The following is a 26597-nucleotide window of genomic DNA, read 5'->3' as shown; positions in this document are numbered from 1 at the left end:
GCTCACCCCCGGTCTACGGCGATGTCGGCGGTGAGCGGCAGGGTCGTCGACGACGGGCCCGCTGCCAGCCTGAAGCTCCCCGGCTCGACCGCCCAGCCGCCCGACTCGGTGTCCCAGTGCCGCAGCGCCCGTGCGTCCACCGTCACCGTCGCGACGACCTCCTCGCCGGCCGACGCCTCTACTACGGCGAACCCGGCGAGCCAGCGGACCGGGCGCTCGACGGTACCGTCCGGACGGCCTGCGTAGACCTGCACGACCTCCTTGCCGTGGCGCGTTCCGCTGTTCCGTATCCGTATTTCTACGGTGAGATCGGCGCCGGACGGCACCTCACCGGGCACGTCGATCGAGACGTAGTCCCAGGTGGTGTACCCGAGTCCGTGCCCGAAGTCGTAGCGGGGCGGCTGCCATCCGGCACGGCCGGCGCCCCGATAGCCGATGAACAACCCCTCGTCGTAGGCGAGGACGCCGTCGACCGGCTCGGTGGCGGGCAGCCCCCGCTCGGACGCGGGCCAGACCGTCGGCAGCCGTCCACCCGGCTCCCTCACTCCCAGCAGCACATCGGCGAGCGCGTCGCTGAGCGCGCGGCGCTCCTTTGCGCCCAGGCCCGAGATGACCTTGCCGCGGTAGCGGACGGTGCCGGAGGCGACCGGGACCAGTCCGAGGACGGCTCGGCCCAGGGTCGTCTTGCCCGAGCCCGACTCACCGACCAGCCCGAGCGTCTCGCCCGCGCCGATGGTGATCGACACCCTCTTCAGCACCCGGAAAGGCGGCTTGCGCCAGCCCTTCGCCGGGTACTCCACGACCACGTCCTCGGCGACCAGCAGGGGTTCCGCCAGGAGTTCCTTCTTCGGTGTCCCGTTCATGGTGCCGGTCATGCCGGACCCTCCTGACGTCCGGTGTTCGTGATCCCCGCGACGCTCGCCGGCACGGTGTGGCCCGGACTCAGCGCGGCCCGCGGCTCGGCGTCCTCCAACGTCGACGACAGGAGCATGCGGGTGTACGGGTGCTGCGGAGCGGCGAACAACTGCGCCACGGGTGCGGACTCCACCACCGCGCCGGTCTGCATCACCGACACGCGATCGCAGATGTCGGCCACCACACCGAAGTCGTGGGTCACCAGGATCACGCCCATGTTCCGCTCGCGCTGCAGGGACCGCACCAGGTCGAGGACCTCGGCCTGCACGGTCACGTCGAGGGCCGTGGTCGGCTCGTCGGCGATCAGCAGATCCGGTTCGCAGGAGACGGCGCCGGCGATGAGAACGCGCTGGGCCATGCCGCCGGAGATCTGGTGCGGATAGGCGTTGAAGACCCGTTTCGGGTCGGCGATGCCGACCCGCTCCAGCAGGCCGAGGGTCTTCGCCCTCGCCTCCGACGCCGACAGCCCGAGGTGCCGGCGTACCGGCTCCACCAGTTGGGCGCCGATACGGAAGGACGGGTCGAGGTTGGACATGGGTTCCTGCGGGACGTAGGCGATCCGGCGGCCTCGGTAGCGGTTCATGTCCGCGCGGCCGAGCCGCCCCAGTTCCGTGCCGTCGAACACCAGCCGTCCGGTGGAGACTTGGGCCTCCCGGGGCAGCAACCCGAGGAGGGCGAACGCGGTTTGACTCTTCCCGGAGCCCGATTCCCCCACGAGGCCGAGGACTTCGCCCCGGCGCACCTTCAGGGAGACACCGTCGACGACAGCCTTGTCTCCTTCGGCCGTCGGATGGGTGACCGTGAGGTCTTCGAGGACGAGCAAGGCGTCGTCCGCGTCCGCCGTCTCCGACATTCCGTTCATGGCGGATGTCACGGACGTGGTGTGCCGCGCCTTCTTCGCCGCGACCGGCCTACGACCCGCGGCGCCACGCGACGGCCTCCGCCCGCCGACCGCGCTCCCGGCCAGCGCGTCCCGCACGGCGTTGCCCAGCAGGCCGAACGCGGCGACGGTCACCGCGAGCGCCACGCCGGGCCAGACCATCAGGACCGGCTTGGTGTAGATGTTCGCGAAGGCGTCGTTGAGCATGGAGCCCCAGCTCGCCTGGCTCGCCGAACCCAGGCCGAGGAACTCGAGCCCGGACTGGATCACGATGCCGAGACCGAGCATCTGGGCGGCCTGGATGATGGTCGGCGCCTGCACGACGGGCAGGATGTGCCGGCGGATGATCCGGGGGTCCGTCAGGCCGGACACCCGCGCCGCGTCCACGTACAGCTCTTCGCGTACGGAGATCACCGAGGCGCGGATCAGCCGGAAGACGCCCGGTGACATCAGCACGCCGAAGACCGCCATGGCGAGGTACGTGTTCTGCCCCACCGCGGACATCACGACGAGCAGCACGATGATCGCGGGGACGGCCATCAGCAGGTTGGACAGCCAACTGCTCACGGCGTCGAACCACTTGCGGTAATACCCGGCCACCAGACCGGCGGGAACACCGATCGCCAGGGCCACGGCCACCGCGAGCAGGGCTCCCAGCAGGCTGGTGCGACCGCCGTAGAGCAGTCGGGCCAGGACGTCACGGCCGACGCCGTCACCGCCCAGGGGATGTTGTCCGCTCATCGGGGCCAGGCTGTCGGTCAGTGAGGTGTGGGCCGGGTCCTGGCCGGTCAGGAGCGGCGCGAACAGGCTGGCCAGCGCGAGGAGCACCAGGCAGGTCACGGCCACCGGGCTGCGCAGGAGCCGGCGCAGGAGTCCCGCCCGCCCCGGTGTGGCGACGGCGATCGTGTGTGCCGCTTCTTCGGGCTGAGGGAGCGTCATCCGACACGCACCTTCGGGTTGAGCCATCCGTACGCGAGGTCCATCAGGATGTTCACCACCACGACGAGGGCGACCATGACCACGACGACGCCCATGACGACCGGGGTGTCGCTCTGGGATCCGGCTGTGGTCGCCTGGCTGCCGATCCCGTTGAGGCCGAAGACCTTCTCGACGACGACCGCGCCGCCGACCAGGCCGATGAACTGCAGCGCCAGCACGGTCAGCGCGGCCGGTGCCGCGTTGCGCAGAGCGTGGCGGAACAGCAGGCTCCGTTCGCTGATGCCACGGCTGCGGAGGGTGCGTATGTAGTCCGCGCGCAGGACGTCGACCATGGAGCCGCGTACCTGTTGGGCGGTGGCGGCGATCGCTCCGACGGCGAGCGACAACGCCGGGAGGGTGATCGACCGGAGCCAGCCGTCCGCCGAGTCCGCCAGCGGGACGTAACCGGTCGCGGGCAGCCAGCCCAGGTGGACGCCGACCACGACGGCGAGGACCAGGGCGACCAGGAAGCTGGGTACGGCGAATCCGAGGACCGCGAGCAGTTGCACCACCTGGTCCAGTGCACCGCGGCGGCCACGCCCAGCACCGTGCTCAGTACCGCCGACAGCAGTAGCGCCGCCAGCACGATCGACAGTGTGACCGGCAGTTTGTTGGCGAGTGACGTGGTCACGGACTCACTGCTGAACCACGAGCTGCCGAGGTTGCCGTGCACCGCGTCCGCGAGCCAGTGGCCGTAGCGGACCACGAAGGGCTGGTCGAGGCCGAGTTCGGCGGACTTGGCCGTCACCTGCTGCTGGGTGGCGGTCTGCCCCACGATCTGGCGCACCGGATCGGAACCGGTGAGGCCCATCAGCGCGAAGGTCGTGGTCGCGATCACCAGGACCAGGACCAGCCCGGCGGCGATGCGCCGGACCAGGAAAACGATCATCTGTCTCTCCCTGACCGTGTTCGTTTGCGGGCCGGGTCAGCCGACGGGCTTGAAGTTGTAGATCGGCGGTACGGCGGCGAACGTCTGCGGGGTGAAGGTGACCCCCTTGGTCGTCGCGTAGGTGGCCTCGACGGAGTCCCAGGGCGCGTTCCACGCCTGGTCGACGAGGTAGGTGTTGAGCTCCTTGAACAGCGCGTCCTGGGTGGCGCCGGTCGCCGAACGAGCCTTGGCGATCAGGCTGGTGACCTTGGCGTCCTCGCTGTGCAGCGGATTCCACAGCGCGCTCTTGGCCACCTCGATCTGGATGGTGTCCCAGGCACGGAAGGAGGCCAGAGTCATGTACGACAGCGGGTACTTGCCCGCGAGAAGGGCGCTGATGAACTGTGTGGCCGGGATCTTGTCGACCTTGACCTTGATCCCGATGTCCTCCAACTGCTGGACCATGGCCGCCTGTTGGTCTGGGAAGACCTCCGAGACATCCGGGACGGTGACCGAGAAGCCGTTCGGGTAGCCCGCCTCGGCCAGTAGTTGCTTGGCCTTCGTCGGGTCGTAGGAGTACTTGGAGTTCAGTGAGTCGTCGTAGGCAGAGCCCGCCGGGTTGAAGATCTGGGTCGTCGACTTGCCCAGCCCCTGCTTCGCCGTCTTGACGATCGTGGAGCGGTCGAAGGCGTAGTTCAGGGCCTGCCGCACCCGGACGTCCCCGAGTGCCTTGACGATCTTTCCGGCGCGGTCCCAGATGTAGACGCCCTCGACGTCACCGGAGGTGAACTTGGTGACGGTCAGGCCGCTGCTCTTGGCCGGTGCGATGTTCTTTGCGCTGGCCAGCAACGCGCCGTTGACCTGCCCCGAGCGCAGCGCGTTGAGCACGGCGGGCGGGTCGGTGAGCGGCTTGAGGACGATCTTGTCGAAGGGGAACGCGGCCTTGTTCCAGTACCCGGGATTGCGCACGAAGGTGTACGTGCTGCCCGCCGTGGTGGCGGACTTGTCGAGGGTGTACGGCCCTGAGCCCACCGGGTCGGTCTTGATCGTCCCAGCCGTGATGGCCTTGGGACTGGCGATCATGCCGGCCACATTGCCGAGGTTCGGCACCAACGAGGGGTCGGGAGCCGAGAGTTTGATCGCGACCGTGGTGGCGTTGACGACGTCGACACCGCTGATGCTCGTGAGCTGGCCCGCCGCCTCGCTGGTGCCTCCCTTGGTGTGCAGCAGATTGGCCTTGACCGCCGCCGCGTCCAGGGCGGTGCCGTCGGTGAACTTGACGCCGCTGCGCAGGGTCAGCGTGAGGACCGTACGGGCCGCGTCGTACGACCACTTGGTCGCCAGGTTGGGCTTGACCGCGGCCGTCGGGGACAGCCGGAACAGCGAGTCGTATACCGGCTGGTAGTACTGCGCGTTGTTGCCGAGTCCGGCGTCGGCCAGGTCCCAGGGCTGCGCCGCGACCAGGGGGGGGCCAGGGTGAGGGTGCCGCCGGTGGCGGTCTTGCCCGAACCGGAACCCGATCCCGAGCCGCAGGCGGCCGCGGACAACATCAGGACAGTGGATACGGCCGTCAGCGCGATTCTTCGCATGGGTACTCCGCTGGTGAGTGGATGACCGGGCGGCGGCGGGCATCGAGCCGCCCTCAAGAGCCTCGGAGGTAGGGGAGAACCAGGTCCTGACGCGGCTTGGACCGCTCTTGGCAGTCAGCCGTCCCTGGCCGAAGGGGGTGTGGTCGCCACCGTTTTCGGTGGGTGAGAACCAGCCACTGATACGTACAAGTGAAACGTATGCGTGACGTAAGCCCAGCCCATGGCGAGCCACAAGACCCGTGCGTCAGTGTTTTGCGGAAAGCCGGAATCCGGGGGAGAGCGGCGTCATGTCACGCCTGTTGGAGTTCCCGCGACCGAGGAGGGCCGGTGTCAGGCCGACTCGCGCACGACCAGGCTCAGCGGAGTGATCTGGGGCTGCGTCGGCAGCGATCGGCCGGTCACGCCATTGACGATCATCCGGGCCGCGCGGCCCACGACGACATCGAGGTTGTTGTCGATCGTCGTCAGCGGCGGCATCGCGAAGGGCGCCAGCTTGTCGTTGTCGACACCGATCACGGCGAGGTCGCCGGGGGCGGAGAGACCCACCCTGCGCATGCCCGCGAGCAGGGCGAACGCCGTCTCGTCGTTGTAGGCGCACACGCCTGTGACGGCCGGGACGGCCGAGTGCCAGCGCTCGGCCGCCGCCGCGGCGGCCGAGATGTCGAGGGGTACTTCGAGCACGACGGGCGGTTCAAGACCGAGTTCCGCACAGGCGGCGCGGGCGCCCTCGAGCCGCAGGACCAGGAAATCCTGGAGCCGGGGATCCCCGGGAGTGGCATAGCCGATGCGTGTGTGCCCCGTCGTCGCCAGCCGTTCGACCTGCATGGTGCCGATGAGGCGTTGGGGAACGGTCAGGACGCCCGGGCTGTCCGACGGGCTCATCCCGGCGCTGACCACGTGGATGCCGGCCGCCCGCATGCCGGCCACGTCCTCTTCGGGGACGTCGAAGGCCGTCATCACGGCCGCCGGTGCGAGTTCCCGCCACAGCGACTCCAGCGGGGTGTGCCGCTCGCGCCGTGTGACGAGATTCAGGCCGTGGCGCTCCAGCTCGTCACCGAGCAGCTCGACCAGGGCCGTCAGAGAGCCGCCGACAGGAACGTCCGGAAGGAACATCAGCACCAGATCGCTGCGGCCCAGGCGGAGCGCGCGTGCGGCGGCCGACGGCTTGTAGCCCAGCTTCGCCACCGCATCCAGCACCTTGCGCCGGGTCTGCTCGGAGATCTTCTGGTGCGGCGCGTCGTTCAGCACGTAGCTGACCGTCGTCTGGGAGACACCGGCCTCCTTGGCGACATCGGTCGCCGTCACGCGGCCGGTCCTGCCCGCCATGGGAGCCTCCTGGGAACATCTCGGACAAGCCGGTGCGGCCCGTCCGGCTGAGTGGTGTGCGTCACTGAATCGTAACAGTGACGATAGGGCGTGTCCGAGGAGTCGGACACCCCACACGCTCGAAATGCCGTGTTGTCGGGTCGGTCGGCGAGTGGTGAGATGGATGTCCTCACGCGTCGGAACGCGCGAGGGGGAGGTGACGCGCAGGCGACTGGTGCCGGGCGCAACGTCACGCTCCGTGGGTCTTCGACCGTGCCGGGCGTGCTCGCCGGCGAGGCCCGCCCCCTCACCCCTCCTGCTCGACTTCTGTTCGACGCGCGCGATCGGCCCGCGGCTGATCCACTGGTGCGGGGGCGGTCGTACGCGACTTCCGGGGAGACGCATGAGTACCTATCGAGTTGCACAAGTGCCCGCCGCCGGCGGGACCTTCGAGATCACCGAGCGTGACGTACCGCAGCCGGGTCCTCGCCATGTGCGGGTGGCCGTGGAGGCCTGCGGGGTCTGCCACAGCGACACCCTGTTCGTGAACGGCGCCGTGCCGGGCCTGGCGTTCCCGGTGGTGGCCGGGCACGAGATCGCCGGCCGTGTCGACGAACTCGGCGAGGGCGCGGGCGAGTACGGCTGGCAGGTGGGCGACCGGGTGACGGTCGGCTGGTTCGGCGGCAGCTGCGGCCACTGCACCCCCTGCAGGCAGGGCGACTTCATCGTCTGCCAGAACCTCAAGGTCCCGGGCTGGGCGTACGACGGCGGCTTCGGCGAGATGATGATCGCCCCGGTCGACGCCCTGGCCCGGATCCCCGAGGCGCTGTCGGCGGCCGACGCGGGCCCGATGGCCTGCGCGGGCGTGACCACGTACAACGGACTGCGGCGCAGCTCCGCGCGGGCCGGCGATCTGGTCGCCGTGCTGGGCATCGGCGGTCTCGGTCACCTGGGGGTGCGGTTCGCGATCGCCATGGGCTTCGAGACCGTCGCGATCGCCAGGGGAGCCGACAAGGCCGACTTCGCCAAGCAGCTCGGCGCCCACCACTACGTCGACAGCACGGCGGACACACCCGTCGCCGAGGCCCTGCAGTCGCTCGGCGGAGCCAAGGTCGTGCTGGCCACGGCCAGCAATTCCGCCGCCATCAGCTCGACCGTGGACGGACTGGCAGCCCGCGGTGAACTGGTCGTCGTCGGAGCGGCGCCCGAGGCACTCGACATCAATCCGACCCAGCTGCTCATGAGCGCCAAGATCGTGCGCGGCCACCCGTCCGGCACGGCACAGGACGTCCAGGACACCCTGGAGTTCAGCGCCCTGCACGGCATCCGCCCGATGACCGAGACCGTACCGCTGGACCAGGCCGACCAGGCGTACCGACGGATGCTCTCCGGCGCCGCCCGCTTCCGGATGGTGCTCACCACGGCGGAGAAGTAATGGTCAAGACTTGTAAATGAACACTTGTGTGCTTTTGGGGCGCGCCCGATCATTGGCCGAATCCCACCCGTGGCACGAGCACACAGGAGCTCCCGGTGACCGCTGGCCAGACAGTTCTCGACCCGGCCGGCACGCCGGCAGCAGCCGAGACGGAGCGGCAGAAGCTGCGCAAGCACTTCGGCCGCTTCGACATCCTCTTCTTCCTCCTCTGCACCATCGTCGGCGTCGACACCATCGGCACCGTGGCCTCGTCCGGCGCCGAGGCGTTCACCTGGCTCATCGTGCTGGCCGTGGTGTTCTTCGTGCCCTCCGCGCTGCTGACCGCCGAACTGGGGGCCGCCTTCCCGGACGAGGGCGGCCCCTACATATGGACCAGCCGCGCCTTCGGACGCCTCGCAGGCGCCGTCAACAACTTCCTGTACTGGATCACCAACCCGGTGTGGCTCGGCGGCACGCTCTCGGTCTCGGCAGTGACCGCGTACACGACCTTCTTCAACGACGGCAAGGACCTGAGCACCCCGGCCTTCTACGTCTTCACCCTCCTCTTCGTCTGGGTGGGCGTCCTCGCCGCGATCCTCTCCTTCGACGTCGGCAAGTGGATCCCCACCATCGGCGCTTGGAGCCGATTCGTCCTCCTCGGCCTGTTCACCGTCACGGTCGTCGTCTACGGCATCCAGCACGGCCTGCACGGATTCGGGCTCGGCGACTTCTCCCCGACGTACGTGGGGTTCGTCGGCCTGGTGCCCGTCCTGATGTTCAACTACGTCGGATTCGAGCTGCCCAACACCGCGGGCGACGAGATGACCGACGCCCAGAAGGACGTGCCCTTCGCCATCTTCCGCAGCGCCGTCCTCGCCGTACTGCTCTACGCCCTGCCGATCCTCGGCATCCTGCTGGTCCTCCCGGTCAAGGCCATCACCGGCCTCGGCGGCTTCATCGACGCGATCCGCCAGGTGTTCACCGTCTACGGCGGTCACGTCGGCGCCGACGGCACGGCCACCCTCAGCGGCGCCGGCAGCGTGCTCGGGGACCTCGCCGCGATCATGTTCATCCTCACGGTGCTGTCCTCCGGCGTCACCTGGGTCATGGGTTCCGACCGCGCCCTCGCCGTCTCCGGCTACGACGGCGCCGCGCCCCGCTTCCTCGGCGTCATCTCCAGCCGGTTCGGCACGCCGGTACGGGTCAACGTCCTCAGCGGCCTTGTCTCCACCCTCGTCCTGGTCCTGGCCCACGAACTGACCGACGGCAGCGCGGCCAAGCTCTTCGGCGCCGTCCTCGGCCTCGCCGTCTCCACCACCCTCGTCAGCTACCTGGGCATCTTCCCCGCCCTCGCGGTACTGCGCCGCAAGGCTCCGCACGTCCCGCGCCCGTACAAGGCGCCCTTCCCGCGCACCATCAGCGTGGTCCTGACCCTGCTCATCCTGTTCGCGAGCGTGCAGTTGGTCGCCCCCGGACTCGGCGACCACTGGTTCGGCTCCGACTACGCGCCGGACGGCTGGAGTTACGGCGAGCGCTGGAAGTACCTCCTGACGGAGGCCGTCCCGCTCGCCGGGTTCGTGCTCCTCGGCGTCCTCTTCTGGGCCCTGGGCAGTCCGACGCGCAGGGCGGCCGCCGCGAAGGAGTAGCCGCGGCCCAACTCGCCTCCTGACCAGCCGTTCACGTGGATGAACTCCGCACATGTGGGTGTACGCCGCTGAGACTGCTGTGCAAAGCTCGGTCAACTGCGTTCTCCCGTTGACCAGTTGGAGGTGCGGGCATGACTGTTTCCCGACGTACGGTCCTGGCCACGGCGGCGGGTGCCGCAGCGGTCTAGGCTTCCGCGTCACCGGCCGCGGGTGCGGTCGACGGCCGGTTGGCGGCACCGAACCTGAGCACGCTGAGCGCGGCGGCCGACTACGCGGTCGCGAAGGTCCGCGCGGTCGCGCCGCGCGTGACCGGCTTCCCGGTCGGGACCAAGTTCGAGAAATGGACGTACTCCCAGAACGGCGACTGGGTCGGCGGATTCTGGCCCGGAACGCTGTGGATGGCCTGGCTCCACACCGGGGACACCGCCTTCCGCACCTGGGCACTGGAGTCGGCGGCCAAACTCGCGCCCAGACAGACCGACACGGCGACCCACGACCTCGGCTTCCTCTTCTACCCGTCGTGGGTCACCGCCTGGCGGCTGACGGGCGACGCGAGTTGGCGCACGGGCGCCGTGCGGGCGGCCGACTCCCTGATCCAGCGGTACAACCCGCGAGGTCACTTCATCCGGGCCTGGGGCGCACTGGGCGATCCCGCCAACGCGGGCCGGGTCATCATCGACACGATGATGAACCTCGACCTGCTGGCCTTCGCGAGCAAGCAGACCGGCGACCAGAAGTACCTGAACATCGCCGTTGAGCACGCGAAGACCGCGCAGCGCGTGTTCCCCCGTGCCGACGGATCGATCCCGCACGTGTTCGACTTCAACCCGGACACCGGCGCGGCCATCGGGCCCAACACCGTGCAGGGCTACAGCCCCACGTCCGCCTGGTCGCGCGGACAGGCCTGGGGCATCTACGGATTCACCACGATGTACCGGCGGACCGGCAACGCGGAGTTCCTGACCACCGCACGCAGACTCGCGGACTTCGCCGTCGCAGCGCTGACCCCCGACTCCGTCCCGGTGTGGGACTACCGCGCACCGCAAGCGCCCAACGACATCAAGGACGCGTCGGCCGGCGCCATCATGGCGTGCGGACTGCTCGACCTGGCCGCCGCGTCGGGCCGGCCCGCCTACCGCGACGTCGCCCTACGCCTGCTCACCGCGCTGTCGGAGACCTGCCTCACGAAGAACTCGACCCGAGCCGAGGCGGTCGTCGCCCGCTGTACCCGCAACCGCCCGGCCGAGGACGGCATCGAGGTCTCGCTCCCGTACGCCGACTACTACCTTCTGGAAGGCATCCTGCGGGTGCTGCGCCCGAACGACGTCGACCGGGCCATCGACCTGTCCACCTGGGCCTGACTCCGACCCACCGTCTCCGCATGTAGACGCCATCCGTACCCTGGGACGTGCACTACCCGGGCCCGCTCCCGACAGCGGGCCGAGTCGCGACGGCGCGGCGTGGGACCGCTCGACCCAGGGAGCAAGCAACCGCGTGGACGCCGGCTCCGTACTGCTGCTCGCGCTCGCCGGCGTCGCCTCCGGGCTGGCCGGATCGATCGCCGGGCTCGCCTCACTGTTCAGCTATCCGGCGCTGCTGGCTGTGGGACTGCCGCCGGTGGCCGCCAACGTGACCAACACCGTGGCGCTGTTCTCCAACACCCTTGGCACCGCGGCCGGTTCGCGGGAGGAACTGCGCGGCCAAGGGCGCCGACTGCTGAGACTCTCGCTCCTCGCGGCCACCGGGGGAGCGGTGGGAGCGGCGCTGCTCCTGGGCACTCCGTCCTCGGCGTTCGAGCAGGTCGTGCCCTGGCTGATCGCCCTGGGCTCGGTGCTGATCCTCGTCCGCGAACCACTGCGACGACTGGCCGCCCGGCGCGACCCGGACGCCGGCGGCGTGCGCTCAAGACTGCCGCTGGTCTGCGCGGTGCTGCTGGTCGGGCTGTACGGCGGCTACTTCGGCGCGGCGGCCGGCGTCCTGATGCTGGCCGTACTGTCCTTGTCCGCGAACGAACCGCTGCCCGTCACCAACGCCGTGAAGAACATAGCCACCGGCGCCGCCAACGTCACCGCGGCCGTCGCCTACGCCTTCCTCGCCCCCGTCGACTGGACGGCCGCCTTCGCCCTCGGCCTCGGGTGTCTGGTCGGCAGCCGGGTGGGACCGGTGGTCGTCCGGCGGCTTCCCGAGAAGCCGCTGCGCATCGCCATCGCCCTGGCCGGCCTCGGTCTCGCCGTCTCGCTGTGGCTCCGGGCCGATTGACCCTCGTTGCCCCTGTATAAGGTGCGTCCATGGAACGGATCTTGGTGGTGGGTGTCACCGGAGCGGGAAAGTCGACTCTCGCTCGGGCAGTGGGCGAACGGCTGGGGATTCCGTACCACGAGATGGACGCGCTGTACTTCGCGGGCCCGAACTGGGCCGTGAACGACAAGCTGACCGAAGAGATCACACGGATCGCCGCCGAACCCCAGTGGATCATCGACTCGATCGGCTACCCAGAGGTCCGTGACCTGCTCTGGGACCGGGCAGACACCGTGCTCTGGCTCGACTACCCCAGGCGCGTGGTCATGCCCCGCATCCTGCGCCGCTCTCTCCGTCGCACGGTCACCCGCGAGGTTCTCTTCGGCGGCAACAAGGAAACCTGGTCGGGCTGGCTGAGCAGAGAGCACCCCGTGTGGTGGGCCTGGTCCCAACACGCCCGCCGACACCGGGAGATCGCCGACCGCGCGGACGACCCACGCTTCGCCCCTGTCCAGACCCGCCAGTTCAAGCGCCCAGCAGACACAGCGACTTGGCTGACCTCGCTCTGACGCGGGAAGCAGTGGCGGGCCCGACAACCGTGCTACGACGGCGTGTTGTGCCGGCTCTGCGGAGTCTCCTTGGTCTCGCCGGTCGCGGGTGACGGGTCCTGTCCGGCGGGTTTCGGCTCGGCACGATGGCTGCCCCGCAGGGCGGAGGCCACGGCGGAGACCAGAGCCATGCCGGCGGCGACGCTGAACACGATCGCCAGACCGTGGTGGAACGGCCCGGAGACCAGCCGTGGGAAGAAGGTGTGGCCGGTCAGCACCGCTCGCTGGGCCGCCGACACATGGTCGAGGGCTCCGTCGGCGGAGAGCAGGTGCTGGATGGGGTTGTTGCCGAGGAACGTGGCGAAGAGGGTGCTCACCGGCGGCAGCGAAGCGGCATGCTCGGCCGCTCCGGCCGGTACGCCGTTGGCCTGCAGTCCGCTGCTCAGCGTCGTCGGCAGCCTGGACGCGAGCCCCGAGACCATCAGCGAGAAGAACACACCGATGGACAGGGCCGTACCGGAGTTCTGGAAGGTGGAGCGCATGCCCGAGGCGACGCCCCGGAACTCGGCCGGCACGCTGCCCATGATGGACGACGTGTTCGGCGCGGAGAACAGGCCCTGACCAAGACCGTTGAGCAGCAGCAGCGCCGCGAACAGCCCGTAGTCGAAGTCGACGGGCAGTGCGAGCAGCCCGAGGAAGGAGATTGCAACGACGATGAGACCGGCCGTGGAGAAGAGGCGGGCACCGAACCGGTCGGACAGATAGCCGGAGATGGGGCCCGCGACGAGGAAGCCGATCGTGAGCGGCAGCATGAAGATGCCGGCCCACAGGGGAGTGTCCTCGAAGTCGTAGCCGTGCAGGGGCAGCCAGATCCCCTGCAGCCAGATGATCAGCATGAACTGCAGACCGCCCCGCGCGATCGAGGTCAGCAGCGCGGCCACGTTGCCCGCGGTGAACGCCCGTATCTTGAACAGGGCCAGGTTGAACATGGGCTCGGCGACATGTGTCTCGATGTAGCAGAAGAGCAGCAGCAGGGCGACGCCGCCGAACAGGCCGGTGAGCACCCAGGGGTTGCCCCAGCCGGTGGCGCTGCCGCCGTAGGGCTGGATGCCGTAGGTGATGCCGGCCAGCAGGATGCCGGCGCCCGACGCGAAGGTGAGGTTGCCCAGCCAGTCGACACGGCCGGGGCGGCCCGCCGAGGTCTCCCGGAGGCTGAGGTAGGACCAGATCGTGCCGGTGATGCTGATCGGGACGCTCACCCAGAACACGGCACGCCAGTCGACGACGGCGAGCAGGCCGCCCGCGAGGAGACCGAGGAACTGGCCCGCGAGAGCGGTGATCTGGTTGATGCCCAGGGCCATGCCGCGTTGCCGGGCGGGGAAGGCGTCGGTGAGGATGGCGGCCGAGTTGGCGGTGAGCATCGACCCGCCGAAGGCCTGCACGAGGCGCCACAGGATCAGCCACATCGCGCCCGCTCCCGCGTGGAACGGGTCCAGGGAGAGCGCGACGGAGGCGCACGCGAAGATCAGGAAGCCGAGGTTGTAGATCCGCACCCGGCCGAACATGTCGCCGAGCCGGCCGAGCACGACGACCAGCACCGCCGAGACCAGTAGATAGCCCAGGATCATCCACAGCAGGTAGCCGATGTTGCCCGGTGCGAGCGGATCGAGGCCGATACCGCGGAAGATCGCGGGCAGCGAGATGATCACGATGGAGGCGTCCATCGTGGCTATCAGCACGCCCAGCGTGGTGTTCGACAGCGCGACCCACTTGTAGCCCGGGCCGACGGGCGTGGTCTTGTGGCGTGCCGATCGCAGGGAGCCCGGCCCGGACGCCCCGCCGCGTCGCGCGGGTGTCTCGTGCCCGTCGCCGTTCTTGTGCGCGCTCACAGTCGCTCCGCCAGTAGGTCGAGCAGGGGCAGGGCCGCCGCGAGCGTGGCCCGCTCCTCGGCGCTGAACTCGTCGAGGACGGTGCTGAGCCGGTGGATCGACTCGGAGCGCCGCTCGTCCAACATCGAGCGCCCCTCCTCGGTGACCGCCACGATGCTGCGCCGCCCGTCCGCGGGGTCGGGGGTACGGCGGACGAGTCCGCGCTGCTCCAGCACGGCGAGCGTGCTCGCCATCGCCTGCGGGCGCACGCGCTCCGTCTCGGCGAGGGACGTCGGCGAGTCCGGACCGTCGGACGCGAGCCGGGCGAGCACCGACACACCGGAGAGGGACACGTCCCCCACGGCATGGGCCTGCCGCAGTCGCCGTCTCACGCGGCCCACCGCGAGCCGTAGATCGGCCGCGAGCCGCGCGCTGTCGCCGGGGTCGAGGGTGTCGCCGCTGCCTGCTTCTGTCTCTACCTGCACGTTTACTAACACTAGGCTTATCAGCCTGGACTGCTCAATCAATTGTTAGTAAATGAGTGCCGGACGTCGATGTCACCGCTGCGGCTGTCGGAGCCCCGCGATGAGCAGCTCGACCAGCCGGCGCGCGTCGTAGTCGGGGTCGCTCTCCGCGCCGATGCAGAGGTTCCCGACGCCGCGCATGAGCTCGTAGGCCTTGAGGCCGGAGCGGATCTCGCCGGCGTCGGCCGCGGCTTCGAGGAGCTGGGCGCACACGGGCACGAGGCGGTCGAGGAAATAGGCGTGCAGCGTGTCGAAACCGGCGTTGTCGGACTGCAGTACGGCGGCGAGTCCGTGCTTGGTGACCAGGAAGTCGACGAAGAGGTTGATCCACTGTCCGAGCGCGGCGTGCGGGGTCTCGCTGCTCGCCAGCAGGGCCGGGCCCGCCTCGGCGCAGGCGTCGACCTGGTGCCGGTAGACGGCGACGATCAGGTCCGCGCGGGTGGGGAAGTGGCGGTAGATCGTGCCAAGGCCGACGCTCGCCTTGGCCGCGATGTCGCGTACCGGTGCCTCCACGCCCGAGGTGACGAAGACCGAGGCCGCCGCGTCGAGCAGGGTCTCCTTGTTGCGCCGGGCGTCCTTCCGTTTGGGCTGGGCCGCCTGCCCCGCGTCCTCGTCGTCGTTCCCCACCGTGTCGCTCCCTTCGCCACCGCGCGCTTGCCAAAGCGGAACATGGTTCCGTATCGTTGTTTCCGGAACAGGGTTCCGTTTGCTCATGATGTCAGAGCAGGGGTCCCGGTCACCACTCCGCGCATTTGTCACCGCGTTTCACCCGCAATGGAGGAACCCGTCATGCAGTACCGCACCTTGGGCCGCACGGGCGTACAGGTCAGCTCTCTCGCGCTCGGCGCCATGAACTTCGGCCAGATCGGGCGCACCACCCAGGACGAGGCCACCGCGATTGTCGACGCCGCCCTGGAGGCGGGGATCAACCTCATCGACACCGCCGACATGTACGGCCGGGGCGAGTCGGAGGAGATGGTCGGCAAGGCCGTCGCCGGCCGCCGCGACGACATCGTGCTCGCGACCAAGGCGGGCATGCCGATGGGGGAGCAGCGCCACCAACAGGGCAGCTCGCGCCGCTGGTTGGTCACCGAACTGGACAACAGCCTGCGCCGCCTCGGTGTCGACCACGTCGACCTCTACCAGATCCACCGCTGGGACCCGAACACCGGCGACGAGGAGACCCTGTCGGCGCTGACCGACCTGCAACGCGCGGGAAAGATCCGCTACTTCGGCTCCTCGACCTTCCCCGCCTACCGCATCGTGCAGGCCCAATGGGCCGCCCGAGACAGCCACTTGAGCCGCTATGTCACCGAGCAGCCCGGCTACTCGATCCTGCAGCGCGGTGCCGAGACCCACGTCCTGCCGGTGACCGAGGAGTACGGGCTCGGCGTACTGGTGTGGAGTCCGCTGGCGTCGGGCTGGCTGTCGGGCGCGATCCGCGAGGGTCGCGACGTCACGACCAGCCGTTCGACGTTCATGCCGCAGCGCTTCGACATCACCATCCCCGCCAACCGGGCCAAGCTCGACGCCGTCGAGCAGCTCGCCAAGGTCGCCGACGAGGCCGGCCTCACGATGATCCAGCTCGCGCTCGGATTCGTGACCGCCCACCCCGCAGTCACCAGCGCGCTCATCGGCCCCCGCACGTTGGACCATCTCCATTCGCAGCTCGCCGCCGCCGACACCGTGCTCTCCGCCGACGTCCTCGACGCGATCGACTCGATCGTCGCCCCCGGCCTCGACCTGGCCCCGCACGAGAAGTCCGACACCCCGCCCGCACTGCTCGACCCGTCACTGCGGCGGCGCTGACCGCCCGAGAGGACCAACAACCTCATGACACCCACAGCTCGCCCCCGCTTCGGCATCATGACCGCGCCTCAACAGGTCGACTACCACGACGTCTTGAGGGTCTGGCGCGAGGCGGACGCGATCCCGGCGATCGAGCACGCCTGGCTGTTCGACCACCTCATGCCGATCGGCGGTGACCCGGACGGACCGGCCTACGAGGGCTGGACCCTGCTCTCCGCCCTGGCCGCCCAGACCCGACGACTGCGGCTCGGCGTCATGGTCACCAGCAACCGTTTCCGACCGCCCGCGATGCTGGCCAAGATCGCCACAACCGTCGACATCGTCTCCGAAGGACGCCTCGACTTCGGCATCGGCGTCGGCTCACGCCCCGACCACCCACTGGCCCGCCGCGAATACGAAGCACACGGACTGCCCTTCCACGACTCCGCGACCGCCGTGGCGAGCCTTGCCGAAGCCTGCACGGTGATCCGGCGCCTGTGGACCGAGGAGAAACCCTTCGACTTCCACGGCACCCACCACCACCTCACCGGCGCCTTCGGCAACCCCAAACCCGTCCAGCGCCCCCACCCGCCGATCCTCATCGGCGGCCGCTCGTCCGCGACCCTGCGCGTGGTCGCCGAACACGCCGACCTGTGGAACATCCCGGGCGGCGACATAAACGACGTGGTCGGCCGCAGCGCCCTGCTGGACCGCTACTGCACCGAGATCGGCCGCGACCCCGCCGAGATCACCCGCTCGATCCACCTGCCGGTCTCCTACGACCACCCCGGCGTCACCCGCTCCGCGATCGGCCTGGCGACCGACGCCGGTTTCCACCACATCGTCCTCGGCCTGCCGACGCCGTACCCCGCGCAGGTCGCTCGGTGGGTCGCCGACGAACTCATCGGGGCGACCTCACCGTCGGGGTGACGTAGCGACTCGGACCGCGTCCTATGGCGCGGCGCTGGTGGCCGAGCGCCGCCCTGACCGGCCGGTACCGCGATAGCTGGTACCGGCGCGATCGGGGCAGTCGTGCATCTGCCGGCTACCGGTTGCTGCCGGGCCGGCCGCCTGGCCTCACTTCAGGTGCCGGGTGAAGAACTGGGCCGCGGCGTCTCCCGCGAACTGCGGGACTCCGGTGTGACCGCCCAGATTGGCGTGCAGCGTCTTCTCCTTGGAGCCGAAGGCGTCGAACAGGTCCAGGGCCTGCTGCCGGTCGTTGCCTTCGTCGTCCCACTGCAGCAGGACGTGCAGCGGAATGGTGACCTGCCGGGCCTCCTCGAACAGGGCGCGAGGCACGAAGCTCCCGGCGAACAGGACGGCGGCCGAGATGCGCGGCTCGACCACCGCCAGCCGGGTCCCGATGGCGATCACTCCCCCCGAGTACCCGACCGGGCCGCCGATCTCGGGCAGCGCAAGGAGGGCGTCGAGGGTGGTCTGCCACTCCGGGACCGCCTTGTCGACCAGCGGGAGGACGAGCCGGTCCACGATGTCGTCGTCGACCGGCTCGCCGGCCTCCAGCGCCCGGCGCAGGTCGGCGCGGGCCTGCTCGGCGGCGGCGGAACGGGGCCGGTCACCGCTTCCGGGTAGCTCGATGGTGGCCGCGGCGTAGCCCTCCGCCGCGGAGTGCCGGGCGCGGGCCGCCAGCCGGGGGTACATCTTGTGCAGTCCGCCGGGGTGGCCGAGCAGGATCAGCGGCGCCGGTGCGGATGCGGATGCGGATTGAGGCGTCCACAGGGTGCCAGGGATCTCGCCGAGGGTGAATTCGCGCTCCAGGACGCCGTCGTCGAGGCGTTGTTCGGAAGTGAAGTGCATGGTCGTGCCTTTCGGGAGTGCGCAGAGCGGCGCTCCCGGACGACCTATCGCCCGACCGTGACCCCGGAGGAGAGCACCCACGTCGATACTGTGTTCACGGGTACCACCTCCTCGTTCTCTCGCACGGCCTCCGGGAAAGTAGCAGCGGTCGCGGTGCTCCGCCAACGGGTTTTTTGCGGAGGCCGCGTGACCCGGTGCCGCCTCACCACGCGGGACACGGTCCTACGTCCTTCACGAGGGGCTTCTTTCCGCCGAAGTCCTTAGTGGAGAAATTCTCTCCAGTTGTAGTGGCGGCGGGACGCGGTTGCTCCCGGCCCCATTCAGTACGGAGGATCCGGATGCGCGACCTGCTCCCATCCCTCGCCGACTGATACGCCGCCAAGCGGCCGTTCGCCATGGCCGTGGTGACCGGGGTGGAAGGGAGCTCGCCGCGGCGTCTGGGTGCCGTATCCGCCCGGGGCTCGGCCGGTGAACTGCTCGGTGGAGTCTCGGGGGACCCGCTGGATGCCGCGCTCCACGATCTGTCGGGGCGAGTCCTGGCCGACGGCTGCCCCCAGGTGGCGCGGTTCGACACCGAGCTGGCGGATCCGTTCGAACCGGATCTGCCGTCCCCGGGACACGTCGAGGTTCTGGTCCGCCGGGTCGATCCCGGAACGGACGAGGTCTTCGCCCTGCTCTTGGCGTCGCTCGCGCGCGGAGTCGCCGTCACGCTCGCCCTCACCGTCGACTGCGCCCACCCCGAACGGGTCGGCTCCGCCCTGGCCGTCACCCGCGAAGCCGTCCGAGGCACGCTCGGCGCGGAGAAGTGGGACCGTGAGTGCCTTGCGCGGCGAGCGGGGATCGAGGTGGAGATGCCCGAACCGGTGTCCAGCGAGGTGAGTGGCGGCGTCCGGTACGACGTGCAGGTTCCCGGCAATCCCCGGGTCACGTCGGCCGCCGTCGCCGACGCGCTGGAGACACGGGCGCGGGAGATGGACCGCTGGATGGCCCGCTGAGCCGGCGGGCCCGGTACCACCCTGATGGGCCCACCTCCGACGCGAGGCTCAACAGGTCAGTCCTGCCAGTCCAGTTGCGGTTCCGGGATCCCGATCGAGCGTGCGTAGGCCTGTGCCTGTCGGCGGCCTTCGGTCTGCTTGCGTGGGTAGCGGAAGATCTTGTCAGCGAAGACCACGAATGCCTCGGCGGTCGTGTTGTAGTTGACGTACCAACCGCCTGTCGGGGCCAGGCAGGCAGCCAACTGCTCGGCCAGACGCGCGGCGTCGGCCTCCTCGGCGGCGAAGTCCAGGAGAGTCCACTGCTGCGGTTGCTCAGCCGCCGCGTTGCCGACTTCCACTCTCGCCATCTTGGTGACGTGCAGTGGTACTCCCGCCAACTCGGCCCCGACCCGCAGACTTTCGGCGATCAGCACGCCTTCAAGCATCCGCTCCTCCTGGCTCTCGACGCCGTGAGAGTAGCGGGAACCCCTGCCGGCCGCCGTGACGGACTGGCAGGAGAGCCGCCTGAGAGTCGGATGCCATGTCACCTGTGCTTCAGGACGACGGCCCCCAGTTGTCGTCGCTCGGCGTCGCCGCACTCGGTGAAGTCAGTGGGAGGTTGATGAACGAGGCTGCTTCCGGGGAGCGCTTGATTGTGTAGAGACCGCCGGCCAGGTTGGTGAGTTGTTGTGGGATGGGGGCGACCTGGAGGTGGTAGTCGGCCGGGGGTTGGCTGTTGATGGTGAGTTGGATTCTGTAGCCGGCCGGGATCTTTGCGAAGTGTGACAGGAGGGAGATGTCGTAGCGGGTCGTCCGGCCCGGTGTCACGGGTTGCTGGGAGGCCTGCGTGAAGGGGTGGCTGGGCTTGAGGAGTGTCTTGTTCTCGCCGTACAGGCTTTCCTCTGCGTCCGTGGCGCGTTGGCTGCCCAAGAGGATTCCGTCGGCTTGTTCGGTGACCGTTCCGTCCGGCGCGACGATGTTGAGTGTGGCCGTCAACTCGGTCTCGACTGTTGTCGACTTGGCGTAGAGGGTGACGTCGGTCGGGCCGTTCAGCAGGGCGGCATGGGTGAGCGGCGCCGTTGTGTAGGTCAGGGTGTCTGCCGCGGTCGCTGCGTCCCAGGGGAGGCTGTCGCTGCCCTTGGCTGCTGGCTTGGCGGCCGTCAGGGATCCGTTGCCGAGGTAGTAGGTCCGGGCATCCAGAGACAGCGGCCAGGCGGCGCTGTCGACCCACCTGTCCGCGCCGTTCTCGAACAGGTGCAGGGGAGTTGAAGTGGCGGCCATGCCGGTGGGCGCGTTCTTGAGCCATGTGTCGAACCACTCCAGGCGAATGGCCTGCAGCGATGCCTCGTCGACGTGTTCGCCGTGGGTCCAGGGCCCGACGATCGCCTGGTACCGACCCGTGACGGAATCGCCCGGCGCAATGGGTGTGTTCAACGGCCGGTGGTAATAGGCGTTCTGACCCGCCACGTAGGCGTCGAGGTTCCCGCCCGGGAAGATGTCGTTCCACCCGGCCTCACTGAGCGCCGGAACGTTGTTCTTCACGATCTGCGGCAAGAGTTTCTGGACGTTCCGGGCCTGCCAGTACGCATCGTTGTACGAGCGTGAGCCGCCCATGGCCTGCTGGGCGATCGTCACGGCCTGAGGGTCGGTGGCGGGATCGTCTTCGGGGCCACGGGGTTCGGCTCTGGCGATGCCGGCCACGAAGGTGGTGGGAATGCCGCCGGCGGCCGTGAGGTCGTTGTAGAAATCCGAATCGGTACAGAACGGTGCGATGGCTTTGAGCGCGGAGTTCTTGCCCACGGCCGCTGCGGTGAACCACTGGTTCACCCCGAGGTAGGAGCAACCCTCCAGACCCACCTTGCCGTTGGAACCGGCCAGACTGTGAGCCGCCCACTCGACCAGGCTGGCTCCGTCACGGCCCTGCCGGTCGCCGAACCAGTCGACCTGCCCGCCGGAGTCACCGGTGCCCCGCACCGCCGAGGCCACGAAGATGTATCCCCGTTGCACGAAGTAGGTTCCGCTGTCGGTGGGGTCGGAACGCCCTGCGCCGTAGGGATTCTGTGTCAGCAGTACCGGGAACGGGCCCGCCGCTCGCTCCCCGGTGCCTGGGTCCGTCGGATAGACGACTTCCACGGAGATCTTCACGCCGTCGTCCATGGTCACGGTCGTGTGCACGGGCTGGCTCGGGGTGTAGGTGGCAACCGGTGGTTGCCAGGTCGCCGCCGCGGCCGGCGTGACGGTGGCTGCTGTCTGACCTGCCACTACGAGGATGAGCGCTGCTGAACTGCTGGCCAGTACCGCGACCGGGTGAGTCGCTCTGACGCGGTGCCTGGTCATGGATTTCGGCATGCGGGTTCCTTGAGGTTGGTGGTGGTCTCCGTTGTGCGTGGGGGAACAGGGCCCTGTGCGGTCGGTCAGGGTGAGGTGTGGGGGGTGGGTGGGAGCGAGTTGGCGCGCTGGCTGTGTGTGCACGCGCCATGCGCCGACTGTGCCGGTGCTGACTGGGTGTGCCGGATGACGGCCGCTCGCCAGGATCCTGGACGACCGAATGGTCGGTAGTCTCAGGATGGTTGCAGGGGGCTGTCAAGGGTTTGCACGAGCCGGGAAGTTGGTCCGAGCCGGGCAGTTGGTCCAAGCCCCCTGGGGCGACAGGTGTCCAACGTCGGTAGAGCATCAGGAAGGTTCAACCGAGGGCTTCCCGGGTCACGGTAACCGGAGGTAAGTTCTCCAATTGACTTGTCCCGCCCCCACACCCATGCCTCACACCCCGCGCGCCGTGCTCCGCGCCGAGAGGAGAACGTCATGGCCGTACCCGGACCGGCTCGACGCCTCCTCTTACCGCACTTGCCGTACACCACTCGTGGGTGTGACAAGGCGTCCGCCCACGAAGGTGTGAGTGGGGTTGAGGTCGCGCAAGGTGTCACCGGGGGAGTGGGCCGGGTCCTGGTCCCAGAGGGTGAGGTCGGCGAGGCGGCCAGGAGTGAGAGTGCCGCGCAGGTGTTCCTCGCCGAGCAGGCGGGCGGCTTGAGTGGTGTGCAGAGTCAGGGCTTCGTCGTAGGTGACGGCATGTTCCGGACCCTGGACGCCGATGACGGTCTGGCGGGTCGTCATGCCCCAGACGGAACGCATGGCGCCGAACTGGCCGACGGGGAAGTCGGATCCGGCGCTGACCTGGGCGCCCAGGTCGACCCAGCCGCGGGCGGGGAAGAGGCGTGCGACGCGTTCCGGGCCCCAGAAGCCCAGTTCCACTTCGGCGGTGTCGTGCAGCAGTGGCTGCTGGATGGTGACGGGGATGCCCAACTCGACGGCGCGGGCGCGCTGTTCGGGGCCGGCCAGGCCGCCGTGCTCCATCACGAGTGTGCCGGTGGGCAGGCCGGAGTTGCGGGCGAGGACCCGATCGTAGACGTCCAGGAGGATGCGGACCGCGCGGTCGCCGTAGGCGTGGGTGCCGACCCGCCAGCCGCGGCGGACCACGGCCTCGACGGCCTCGACGAGCGCGTCGGGCTCCCAGGTCAGCGTTCCGGAGTACGAGTGGTCGCAGACATAGGGCTCTTCGGTGGCACCCGTCTCCAGCCCGCCGTCGAGGACGAACTTCACTCCCCACACCCGCAGCCACGGGTCGGAGCTGTAGCGCCAGTCCTCCATGACGTCCAGCAGGTCCTCCACCTGGGCCGCGCTGGTCAGGCCGATCGCCGCGATCAGGGCACGGACCCGGGTGCTGAGCGCCCCCGACTCGCGGGCGGCCAGGAGGGTCGCGTAGTCGTCGGGGGAGACCGCGCAGTCGCGGACGGTGCCGATGCCGGTGGCGGCGTACTGGCCGGTGGCCAGACGCAGCCCGTCGATGCGGCGAGCCCGGTCGGGGGCCGGGACCAGGTGTTCCACCAGGCTCAGGGCGTTGTCGATCAGTCGGCCGTCGAGCCTTCCGTCGGCGTCGCGGCCGATGACACCGCCCGGCGGTACGGGAGTGTCCTCGGTGATGCCGGCCAGGCGCAGGGCGTAGGTGTTGACGACGTCGTTGTGTCCGCCCCGTTTGACCAGGACGGGGTGGCGGTCGGCGGCCTGGTCGAGTTCCGCGGCCGTGGGCATGCGGCGCTCCGCCAGGTTGAGTTCCTGCCAGTTGGTGGTGGTACGGATCCACTGGCCCTCGGGGGTGACCTCGGCCCGCTGCCGGATCAGGTCCAGGAACTCGGGGATGGTGCGGGCCTGGTGGACGGGCACGTCGTGCGCGCCGTGCGCGGCGAAGATCAGGTGGGTGTGCGTGTCCTCGAAGGCGGGCAGCACCGTGGTGCCTGGCAGGTCGTGGACCGTGGTGTGCGCGCTCACCCAGTGGTCGAGACCGTTCGGGTCGGGCGACAGGGCCGCGATGCGGTCACCCCGCACGGCCCGCGCCCGCTGCGGGGCTTGGCCGGGCACCAAGGTGTGCACCGCGGCGGCCCGGATTACGAGATCGGCTCCGTGATCGGTCATCGTTCACTCCCGCTTGTTCACTGCGTTCGCTGACGATGCTGTTGTACGGGCCTTGAGCTGATGGGCGCATATTCGGCGGTCTGTGGCGGAGGAAGCACGACACGATCGCCGTCTTCGATGCAGATCATGCGCCAAGGACTCGACGAGACGGGCCGTCGGTTCCCAGCCCGCTGCGTCGGTCGGTTCCGTAGGTCAGCTGTTCTCGTGGATCACCCTTAGGGAGTGTTCGCGAGCCGGCGCGCTCAGGAGGCCGTTCAGCTCGGAGAAGAGGGCGCCCGCGGTGACGCCGTTCCAGCCCGGGGGCAGCAGCGACAGCGGCAGGCCCGGATCGCGGTAGGGCAGTCGCCGCCACTGGGTGAGCATCGGGATGTACGTCCGGAACGCGTCCGGCGGTGTCGTGCCGCCGGTCGGGGCCGCCTCGCGGACGGGGTCGTAGCGCCGCAGGAAGTCGGCGTAGAGCTCGGTGAGTTCGTCCAGGTCCCACCATGTGCGGACCTTCGACCGCAGGTCCCCGAACGCGAAGTGGTCGCCGGTGAAGATGTCGACGTACTCGGCCAGGCCCCGACGCTCCAGGGTCCGGCGGGTCTCCACCGCCAGGTTGCCCGGTGCGACCCATACGCCCGGTGCCGCGGTGCCGAGGCCCAGTCGGGTCAGGCTGGTGCGGAGGTCGTGGCGCTTCTCGCGCTCGGACTCGGGGACGGAGAAGACGACCACGAGCCAGCCGTCCTCGGTTGTCGCCCGGGCGCGCTCGAAGATCCGCACGTCTCCCTCGGCGAGCGCCGCCAGGGTCGAGTCGGCGACGGAGTAGCCCGCCGCGCCCTCGTGGGGCTGGCTCCGCAGCACCTCGCGACGCTTCAGGCGGGAGACGGCCGAGCGCACGGCGGGGCCCTCGAACCCGAGGTCCGCCATGAGCTTCACCACCGACGCCACGGAGAGCCAGTTGTGCTCGCCCCGGGCGTACAGGCCGAAGATCGTGGTGATGAGCGGGCCCAGGCGAGTGTCACGTCCGCCGGCGGACGGTGGGTCCGCCGTCATGGCCGTACCGTCGGCGCGTTCGGTGTCCGCGTTGTCGCCGTCTCGCTCGCGCCGTTCAGGTGCCCGCTCCCTCTGTTCTTCCGGCGGGCCTCGGTCGACCGTCGGATCATCGTTCGGCGGGCAGTTTATCGGTGCCCGCCGACCGACGATCCCCGCGTCACCTCCCACGTGGGACACCGACCGTGAGGTGCGCGGCCGATCACGTCAGGCGGGTGCGCGTCACCGTGTTGCGCAGCTCGCCCAGGCCGCTGACCCGGGTGACGACCACGTCTCCGGCGCCGAGGAAGATCTGCGGATCACGCGCACTGCCGATGCCGCTCGGGGTGCCGGTGAGGATCACGTCCCCCGCGCGCAGGGTCATGCCGCGGCTCAGCTCGGCGATGATCTGGGCGAAGGAGAACGCCATGTCGCTGCTGGAGGCGTTCTGCAGCAGCCGCCCGTTGACCTCGCACTGCACCCGCAGACCCGCCGGGTCGGCGATCTCGTCGGCGGTGGTGAGCCAGGGGCCGAGCGGCATCGTGGCGTCGATGCTCTTGCCCTTGAGCCACTGGCCGCCGTGCGCGCGCTGGAGGTCGCGCTGGGAGACGTCGTTGGCGACGAGGTAGCCGAAGACGTGCTCCAGGGCCTTCTCCTCGGGGATCGACCGGCCGTCGCGGCCGATGACCAGGGCGATCTCGGCCTCGTAGTCCCACTTGGCGGACAGATCGGGGTCGTAGGAGATGTCGTCGGTGGGGCCGATGACGGTGTCGGGGCCCTTGGTGAAGAAGGTCGGGTGCTCGGGGCGGGTGACGGGGTCCTGGCCCTCGCGCTTGCCCTTGGACTCCTCGAAGTGGTCCCAGTAGTTCCAGCCGGTGCACAGGATGTCGCGGTTGAAGCGGTGCAGCGGCGACTCCAGGCGGGCACCGGCCAGCGGGATCGTGTCGGCGTCGGCGAGGGCGGCCCGGGCCGTGTCGAGGGCGGTCGGGCCGCCGCGGACTATGTCGTCGACCGTACCCACCGTCGGCGGCAGCAGGGCTATGGCCTGCGCGGCCTCCTGGACGACGCCGGCCCGGCGGACGCCGTCGACGGTGAGGGATGCGAGTTTCATGCCGATCGGCCTTTCGGTTCTCTGGCGTACAAGAGGCATTTGGTCGCTACGTAGCTTTCTGGCCGCATCAGCAGCCGTACTCCGCATCCGTGCCGGTCACGCGCCCGGCGTCACGAGCCGATCGTCCGGGATGACCGCCACGCCGACGATCTCGATCATGGCCTCGGGCTGCCACAGAGCGGTGCAGCCGATCCCCGCCATGGCCGGGTACACGGAGCCGGCGAGCTCGCGCCAGACCTTGCCGATCTCCTTGCCATGGGCCTGGTAGTCGGGGATGTCCGTGAGGTAGATGGTCAGGCTGACCAGGTCTTTCGGCTCGCCGCCCGCCTCGCGGAGCGTGGTGAGGACATTGCCGAACGACTGGCGGAACTGGGCGACGATCCCGCCCGGCACGATCTGCATGTCCGCGTCGAGCGCGGTCTGTCCGCCCAGGTAGAGCGTGTTTCCCGCGAGGGTCCCGTGCGAGTAGCCGCTGGGGGCGGGGAGGGAGTCCGGGTTCACGGCGACGGGTGTCATTGGATCTCCAGGTCGATTCGGGGTGGAAGCGGGTCCACTCGGCAGCTGGTATTGACTTTAATTGACGACAGTGAAAAATACGAGATACCGGCGTCATCGTCTCGACCCGCTCGCTCGTCCCGCGGCACAGGCGCCCTCCTCG

General features: G+C 69.5%; 21 protein-coding genes and 2 pseudogenes. 8 read left to right on the top strand and 15 right to left on the bottom strand.

The features are described 5' to 3' along the window. Positions 1 to 2: 2 nt before the first annotated feature. From M2283_RS38285 to M2283_RS38265, 5 genes and pseudogenes are all read right to left on the bottom strand, one after another. Entirely contained in the window at positions 3 to 875 is an 873-nt protein-coding gene (locus M2283_RS38285; RefSeq protein WP_280881120.1) for a glycoside hydrolase family 3 protein, read from the bottom strand. After that, entirely contained in the window at positions 872 to 2734 is a 1863-nt protein-coding gene (locus M2283_RS38280; protein WP_280881119.1) for a dipeptide/oligopeptide/nickel ABC transporter permease/ATP-binding protein, read from the bottom strand. Before M2283_RS38280 ends, M2283_RS38285 begins: the two co-directional genes overlap by 4 nt. Further along, a pseudogene (locus tag M2283_RS38275) lies at positions 2731 to 3662 on the bottom strand (ABC transporter permease). The gene M2283_RS38280 and the pseudogene M2283_RS38275 overlap by 4 nt, the downstream one beginning before the upstream one ends. A 36-nt stretch (positions 3663 to 3698) precedes the next feature. Next, the gene (locus M2283_RS38270) at positions 3699 to 5273 is read right to left on the bottom strand and encodes an ABC transporter substrate-binding protein (RefSeq protein WP_280881118.1); all 1575 of its coding nucleotides are present in this window, start codon (positions 5271 to 5273) and stop codon (positions 3699 to 3701) included. Positions 5274 to 5560: 287 nt separating this feature from the next. Next, positions 5561 to 6556 (bottom strand): LacI family DNA-binding transcriptional regulator, encoded by a 996-nt coding sequence (locus M2283_RS38265; RefSeq protein ID WP_280881117.1) that lies wholly within the window; start codon positions 6554 to 6556, stop codon positions 5561 to 5563. Between the two features lie 382 nt (positions 6557 to 6938). On the opposite strand from M2283_RS38265, the gene M2283_RS38260 reads away from it, so the two are divergent. The 5 genes from M2283_RS38260 to M2283_RS38240 all read left to right on the top strand — a co-directional run bounded on the left by M2283_RS38260 (position 6939) and on the right by M2283_RS38240 (position 12402). Continuing rightward, positions 6939 to 7970, top strand: coding sequence for an alcohol dehydrogenase (locus tag M2283_RS38260; RefSeq protein WP_280881116.1), 1032 nt, complete (start codon positions 6939 to 6941; stop codon positions 7968 to 7970). 95 nt (positions 7971 to 8065) lie between these two features. Then, on the top strand, positions 8066 to 9595 hold the full coding sequence (locus M2283_RS38255) for an APC family permease (protein WP_280881115.1): 1530 nt from the start codon (positions 8066 to 8068) through the stop codon (positions 9593 to 9595). Positions 9596 to 9822: 227 nt separating this feature from the next. Beyond that, the gene (locus M2283_RS38250) at positions 9823 to 10956 is read left to right on the top strand and encodes a glycoside hydrolase family 88 protein (RefSeq protein WP_280881114.1); all 1134 of its coding nucleotides are present in this window, start codon (positions 9823 to 9825) and stop codon (positions 10954 to 10956) included. A 133-nt stretch (positions 10957 to 11089) separates the two neighbouring features. After that, the gene (locus tag M2283_RS38245) at positions 11090 to 11854 is read left to right on the top strand and encodes a sulfite exporter TauE/SafE family protein (RefSeq protein WP_280881113.1); all 765 of its coding nucleotides are present in this window, start codon (positions 11090 to 11092) and stop codon (positions 11852 to 11854) included. 29 nt (positions 11855 to 11883) lie between these two features. Next, positions 11884 to 12402, top strand: coding sequence for an AAA family ATPase (locus M2283_RS38240; RefSeq protein WP_280881112.1), 519 nt, complete (start codon positions 11884 to 11886; stop codon positions 12400 to 12402). Positions 12403 to 12434: 32 nt separating this feature from the next. Here M2283_RS38240 and M2283_RS38235 read toward each other — a convergent pair whose 3' ends face one another. From M2283_RS38235 to M2283_RS38225, 3 genes are all read right to left on the bottom strand, one after another. Next, positions 12435 to 14105, bottom strand: a complete 1671-nt coding sequence (locus M2283_RS38235) for an MFS transporter (protein ID WP_280881246.1) — start codon at positions 14103 to 14105, stop codon at positions 12435 to 12437. A gap of 161 nt (positions 14106 to 14266) precedes the next feature. Then, complete coding sequence (locus M2283_RS38230) at positions 14267 to 14734, bottom strand: MarR family winged helix-turn-helix transcriptional regulator (RefSeq protein ID WP_280881111.1); 468 nt, start codon at positions 14732 to 14734, stop codon at positions 14267 to 14269. Positions 14735 to 14806: 72 nt separating this feature from the next. Further along, positions 14807 to 15400, bottom strand: a complete 594-nt coding sequence (locus M2283_RS38225; RefSeq protein WP_280881110.1) for a TetR/AcrR family transcriptional regulator — start codon at positions 15398 to 15400, stop codon at positions 14807 to 14809. Between the two features lie 162 nt (positions 15401 to 15562). Between M2283_RS38225 and M2283_RS38220 the strand changes: the two genes are divergently transcribed. Next, positions 15563 to 16582: an aldo/keto reductase gene (locus M2283_RS38220; protein WP_280881109.1), complete on the top strand. Its 1020-nt coding sequence runs from the start codon at positions 15563 to 15565 to the stop codon at positions 16580 to 16582. A 24-nt stretch (positions 16583 to 16606) separates the two neighbouring features. Next, positions 16607 to 17491 (top strand): LLM class flavin-dependent oxidoreductase, encoded by an 885-nt coding sequence (locus tag M2283_RS38215; protein ID WP_280881108.1) that lies wholly within the window; start codon positions 16607 to 16609, stop codon positions 17489 to 17491. Between the two features lie 147 nt (positions 17492 to 17638). Here the strand turns inward: M2283_RS38215 and M2283_RS38210 are convergent, their stop codons facing one another. Continuing rightward, on the bottom strand, positions 17639 to 18376 hold the full coding sequence (locus M2283_RS38210; RefSeq protein ID WP_280881107.1) for a dienelactone hydrolase family protein: 738 nt from the start codon (positions 18374 to 18376) through the stop codon (positions 17639 to 17641). A 386-nt stretch (positions 18377 to 18762) separates the two neighbouring features. On the opposite strand from M2283_RS38210, the pseudogene M2283_RS38205 reads away from it, so the two are divergent. Further along, a pseudogene (locus M2283_RS38205) lies at positions 18763 to 19371 on the top strand (XdhC family protein); the annotation flags it as partial. A 56-nt stretch (positions 19372 to 19427) separates the two neighbouring features. Here M2283_RS38205 and M2283_RS38200 read toward each other — a convergent pair. From M2283_RS38200 to M2283_RS38175, 6 genes are all read right to left on the bottom strand, one after another. After that, positions 19428 to 19796 carry a hypothetical protein gene (locus M2283_RS38200; protein WP_280881106.1) on the bottom strand — a complete coding sequence of 123 codons (369 nt, stop codon included), beginning with the start codon at positions 19794 to 19796 and terminating at the stop codon, positions 19428 to 19430. Positions 19797 to 19905: 109 nt separating this feature from the next. Next, positions 19906 to 21507: a CocE/NonD family hydrolase gene (locus M2283_RS38195; RefSeq protein ID WP_280881105.1), complete on the bottom strand. Its 1602-nt coding sequence runs from the start codon at positions 21505 to 21507 to the stop codon at positions 19906 to 19908. Between the two features lie 678 nt (positions 21508 to 22185). Continuing rightward, on the bottom strand, positions 22186 to 23817 hold the full coding sequence (locus M2283_RS38190; RefSeq protein ID WP_280881104.1) for an amidohydrolase: 1632 nt from the start codon (positions 23815 to 23817) through the stop codon (positions 22186 to 22188). A 192-nt stretch (positions 23818 to 24009) separates the two neighbouring features. Then, positions 24010 to 24852 carry a PaaX family transcriptional regulator gene (locus M2283_RS38185; RefSeq protein WP_280881103.1) on the bottom strand — a complete coding sequence of 281 codons (843 nt, stop codon included), beginning with the start codon at positions 24850 to 24852 and terminating at the stop codon, positions 24010 to 24012. A gap of 199 nt (positions 24853 to 25051) precedes the next feature. Beyond that, positions 25052 to 25939 carry a fumarylacetoacetate hydrolase family protein gene (locus M2283_RS38180; RefSeq protein WP_280881102.1) on the bottom strand — a complete coding sequence of 296 codons (888 nt, stop codon included), beginning with the start codon at positions 25937 to 25939 and terminating at the stop codon, positions 25052 to 25054. Between the two features lie 96 nt (positions 25940 to 26035). Next, positions 26036 to 26455 carry a RidA family protein gene (locus M2283_RS38175; protein ID WP_280881101.1) on the bottom strand — a complete coding sequence of 140 codons (420 nt, stop codon included), beginning with the start codon at positions 26453 to 26455 and terminating at the stop codon, positions 26036 to 26038. Positions 26456 to 26597: the final 142 nt, after the last annotated feature.

The sequence above is a fragment of the Streptomyces pseudovenezuelae genome, from assembly GCF_029892565.1.
GTDB lineage: Bacteria > Actinomycetota > Actinomycetes > Streptomycetales > Streptomycetaceae > Streptomyces > Streptomyces pseudovenezuelae_A.
The sequence above is the reverse complement of the archived record's forward strand: the minus strand, read 5'-3'. Positions and strand labels throughout refer to the sequence as shown.

Excerpts from the sequence above, each read along its gene's own strand:
- M2283_RS38220 (WP_280881109.1), top strand. The coding sequence starts at position 15,563 with ATGCAGTACCGCACCTTGGGCCGCACGGGCGTACAGGTCAGCTCTCTC.
- M2283_RS38285 (WP_280881120.1), bottom strand. The coding sequence starts at position 875 with ATGACCGGCACCATGAACGGGACACCGAAGAAGGAACTCCTGGCGGAA.
- M2283_RS38200 (WP_280881106.1), bottom strand. The coding sequence starts at position 19,796 with ATGCTTGAAGGCGTGCTGATCGCCGAAAGTCTGCGGGTCGGGGCCGAG.
- M2283_RS38195 (WP_280881105.1), bottom strand. The coding sequence starts at position 21,507 with ATGGACGACGGCGTGAAGATCTCCGTGGAAGTCGTCTATCCGACGGAC.
- M2283_RS38265 (WP_280881117.1), bottom strand. The coding sequence starts at position 6,556 with ATGGCGGGCAGGACCGGCCGCGTGACGGCGACCGATGTCGCCAAGGAG.
- M2283_RS38240 (WP_280881112.1), top strand. The coding sequence starts at position 11,884 with ATGGAACGGATCTTGGTGGTGGGTGTCACCGGAGCGGGAAAGTCGACT.
- M2283_RS38190 (WP_280881104.1), bottom strand. The coding sequence starts at position 23,817 with ATGACCGATCACGGAGCCGATCTCGTAATCCGGGCCGCCGCGGTGCAC.
- M2283_RS38180 (WP_280881102.1), bottom strand. The coding sequence starts at position 25,939 with ATGAAACTCGCATCCCTCACCGTCGACGGCGTCCGCCGGGCCGGCGTC.
- M2283_RS38235 (WP_280881246.1), bottom strand. The coding sequence starts at position 14,105 with ATGGACGCCTCCATCGTGATCATCTCGCTGCCCGCGATCTTCCGCGGT.
- M2283_RS38210 (WP_280881107.1), bottom strand. The coding sequence starts at position 18,376 with ATGCACTTCACTTCCGAACAACGCCTCGACGACGGCGTCCTGGAGCGC.
- M2283_RS38215 (WP_280881108.1), top strand. The coding sequence starts at position 16,607 with ATGACACCCACAGCTCGCCCCCGCTTCGGCATCATGACCGCGCCTCAA.
- M2283_RS38260 (WP_280881116.1), top strand. The coding sequence starts at position 6,939 with ATGAGTACCTATCGAGTTGCACAAGTGCCCGCCGCCGGCGGGACCTTC.
- M2283_RS38270 (WP_280881118.1), bottom strand. The coding sequence starts at position 5,273 with ATGCCCGCCGCCGCCCGGTCATCCACTCACCAGCGGAGTACCCATGCG.
- M2283_RS38175 (WP_280881101.1), bottom strand. The coding sequence starts at position 26,455 with ATGACACCCGTCGCCGTGAACCCGGACTCCCTCCCCGCCCCCAGCGGC.
- M2283_RS38280 (WP_280881119.1), bottom strand. The coding sequence starts at position 2,734 with ATGACGCTCCCTCAGCCCGAAGAAGCGGCACACACGATCGCCGTCGCC.
- M2283_RS38185 (WP_280881103.1), bottom strand. The coding sequence starts at position 24,852 with ATGACGGCGGACCCACCGTCCGCCGGCGGACGTGACACTCGCCTGGGC.